General features: G+C 69.9%; 2 protein-coding genes and 2 pseudogenes. 2 read left to right on the forward strand and 2 right to left on the reverse strand.

Features of this window, described 5'->3' with window-relative positions; all coding sequences use genetic code 11:
* Positions 1-248 precede the first annotated feature (248 nt).
* Both C2L59_RS48430 and C2L59_RS50570 read right to left on the reverse strand, forming a co-directional pair.
* A pseudogene (locus tag C2L59_RS48430) lies at positions 249-470 on the reverse strand (hypothetical protein); the annotation flags it as partial.
* 175 nt (positions 471-645) lie between these two features.
* Positions 646-852 (reverse strand): annotated as a pseudogene (locus tag C2L59_RS50570) (TetR/AcrR family transcriptional regulator); the annotation flags it as partial.
* 122 nt (positions 853-974) lie between these two features.
* Between C2L59_RS50570 and C2L59_RS46660 the strand changes: the two are divergent.
* A complete protein-coding gene (locus C2L59_RS46660; RefSeq protein ID WP_103356000.1) occupies positions 975-2,714 on the forward strand; it encodes a CocE/NonD family hydrolase in 1,740 nt (579 codons plus the stop codon).
* Positions 2,715-2,730: 16 nt separating this feature from the next.
* Positions 2,731-3,105, forward strand: a 375-nt coding sequence (locus tag C2L59_RS46665; RefSeq protein ID WP_199199830.1) for a hypothetical protein, incomplete at its 3' end; no start/stop codon positions are given.

Genomic DNA, 3,105 nt, shown 5'->3' on the forward strand with positions numbered 1-3,105 from the left:
CCGAGGCCGGTGTCCCGCCGGGAAAGGTGCGCACCCTGGACGAGGTCTACACCTGGGACCAGACCCTCAGCCAAGGTCTGGTCATCAACGTCGACCACCCCGCCCCTCGGCACGATCCGGCTGCCGGGACCGCCGCTGCGGATGGCGAGCCTCGACGGCACCGAGGTTCCGCGGACCCACACCGCTCCGCCTGCGCCGGGCGAGCACGACAAGGAGATCCGCGCGTGGCCGGACGCCGGGTGAAACCGTCAGCCGGTCAGGACCTGCTGGATCGCGGGACCGACGGTCGCCACGATCTGTTCGGTGTCGGCAGCGACGATCACGGGCACCCCGATGATCCGCCTGCTGGTGACGATGCCGACCAGCATCGCCGCGGCCAGGCCGGCGCGCAGCATCGCATCGCCACCGCCACCGGCGCCGTGCAGCAACCGGGACTGGATAAACTCGCGCAGCTGCACGCACGCGTTCTCGTTGCCGACCGCGCCCCCGCAGCATCGCCATCAGGGGCTCCGACTCCTCAGCGCTGCCCTCCCACGCACGCAGATACGCGCGCACCACGCGTTCGCCGAGGTGCTCGTCCGGCCCCTCGAAAGCAGTCTCGAACCGCTCCAGCGCCGACACGGGGACGGCCATGACGGCGGCGAAGAGGTCGTCCTTCGAGCGGAAGAACTGCATCACCTGGGAGGCGTCCACCCCGGCGTCGGCGGCGATCCGGCGGATCGTGGTCCCGGCGAAGCCGTCACGGGCGAACCGCGCTCTCGCCGCGTCGAGCACCGCCTGCCTTGTGCTGCCGGGTCCGGGCTTGCGGCCGCGACGGGCCCTCGTCGCCGGCGCCTCCTCCTGGGCGGTCATCCGGACGAGTGTAACGGCCACAGCTTTTTCTCCACAAGCGTTGAGTTTTTGGCGAGTCGGCCGTACGGTCGAAACAGGCAAGACCGCGGCACCAGGACGTGCCCGAGCGAAATGAGCCCGTCGTGAGCAATGACCAGAAGGTGTTCGTGCCGTCCCAGCCGCTGCCGCCCGCCCGGACCGGGGTGCTGACGCCGTTCGAGCCGGGCACCCGGATTCTCGAGGCCGGCTTCCGCCTCGCCCCGCCGTTCCGCCCCCTGCCGGTCGACGTCGTCTTCGAGAAGGACGTCGCAGTGCAGCTGCGCGACGGTGTGACCATCCACGTCGACGTATTCCGCCCGGTCGGCACGGAGCCCGTGCCGGTGATCGTGGCGTGGAGCCCCTACGGCAAGGGACAAGGATCTTCGGCGAGCGTCATGGGCGTCTTCGGCATGGTCGGCCTCGACAACGGGATCGTGTCGGGGCTGGAGAAGTTCGAAGGCCCGGACCCGGCGTACTGGTGCGCCCGGGGCTACGCGGTTTGCAATCCCGACATCCGCGGCGTCGTCGACTCCGAGGGCGACAGCGTCCTGTGGGACCGCCAGGAGGGCCGGGACTGCTTCGACCTCATCGAGTGGCTTGCCCAGCAGGAATGGTGCACCGGCAAAGTCGGCATGAGCGGCACGTCCTACCTCGCGGTCTCCCAATGGTTCACCGCCGCCGAACAGCCGCCGCACCTGGCGGCGATCAACCCGTGGGAAGGCGTCAGCGACGTCTACCGCGACCTGGTGATGCGCGGCGGAATGCCCGACACCGGATTCGTCCGCCAGCTGCAGGAGGGCAGTTTCTTCGGCAAGAACCGGAGGGAGGACGTCCTCACCGAGGCCGAGCTCCACCCGCTCGCCGACGGCCTCTGGGAGCACAAGGTCCCCGACTTCGACCGGATCACCGTGCCCGCCTACGTCGTGGCCAGCTACTCCAACACCCTGCACACCGCCGGCACCTTCCGGGCGTGGCGGCGGATGGCCAGCCCCGAGAAGTGGCTACGCATCCACAACACCCAGGAATGGCCCGACTACTACGACGAGGCCAACGTCGAGGACCTGCGCCGTTTCTTCGACCACTACCTCAAGGACCTCGACAACGACTGGGAACGCACACCCCGGGTCCGCTACTCCGTCCTCGACCTACAGGGCGGTGACCGGGTCAACCTCCCCGCGGACACCTTCCCCCCGGCCGACGTCACCGCGACCAGGTACTACCTCGACGGCCGAACCCGCACGATGACGACCACCGTACCCACCGGCGAGGCCGCCGTCTCCTACCCGGTCGCCGCGAACCCGGCCGCGGTGTCCTTCCTCGCGCGCTTCGACGAGGACACGGTGCTCGTCGGCTACCCGAAGGCGCACCTGTGGGTCGAGGCCCGCGACGCCGACGACATGGACCTGTTCGTCCTGGTGCAGAAGCTCGACGCCCACGGCACACCCCTGCAGGCCTTCACCGTCCCCAACCGCACCGCGGTGGTTCACGACCTCACCGACCACGGCGCGTCGATTCTGCGCTACAAGGGATCGGACGGACGGCTGCGCGTCTCGGCCCGGCACCTGGACGAGAAACTGTCCACCGACGAGGTGCCGGCCCACACCTTCGACCGGGTCGAGCTTCTCTCCCCCGGCGAGATCGTCGACGTCGAGATCGACCTGCTCCCGATCGGGCTGTCCTTCCGCGCCGGCGAGCAGCTGCGCTTCGTCGTCAGCTCCCGCAACCTCCTGGGCACCCTCATGCCCGGCATCCAGGAGTACGCCGGCGCCAACCGCGGAGAACACGTCATCCACACCGGCGGCGACCACGCCTCCTACCTGCAACTCCCCGTCCAGACCCGCTGACCACGAAGGAACCACCATGAGCACCGACACGGCAACCATCGACAGCGGCGCGCGGGTCCGGCTGGCGGGCGAACAGGACGACAGTGCCATCGCGCGGTTCGAGGTCCGTGCCGCACAGCGTGCCCTCGCGCTGCTCAAGGCCAAGCTCGGCCGCGAGCGCCTCCTCGACCTCCTCGCCGACGAGATCGCCGCGGGCGATGCCTACCTGCGCGACCACGTCGCGCGCTCAGCCGGCGAGGAGCTGACCGGCACGACGACGCTGCACGCGCACGGCATCACCGCGGCGCAGTTCACGAGCTGGCTGTCACAGGCGTTCGGGCGGGAGGACGTCCTGCTCGCCGGACACCCGGAGCACTACTCCATCCACGCCGGCGGCGGCCGGGTCAACATC

It is taken from the genome of Amycolatopsis sp. CA-128772 (genome assembly GCF_002904295.1).
Lineage (GTDB): Bacteria > Actinomycetota > Actinomycetes > Mycobacteriales > Pseudonocardiaceae > Amycolatopsis.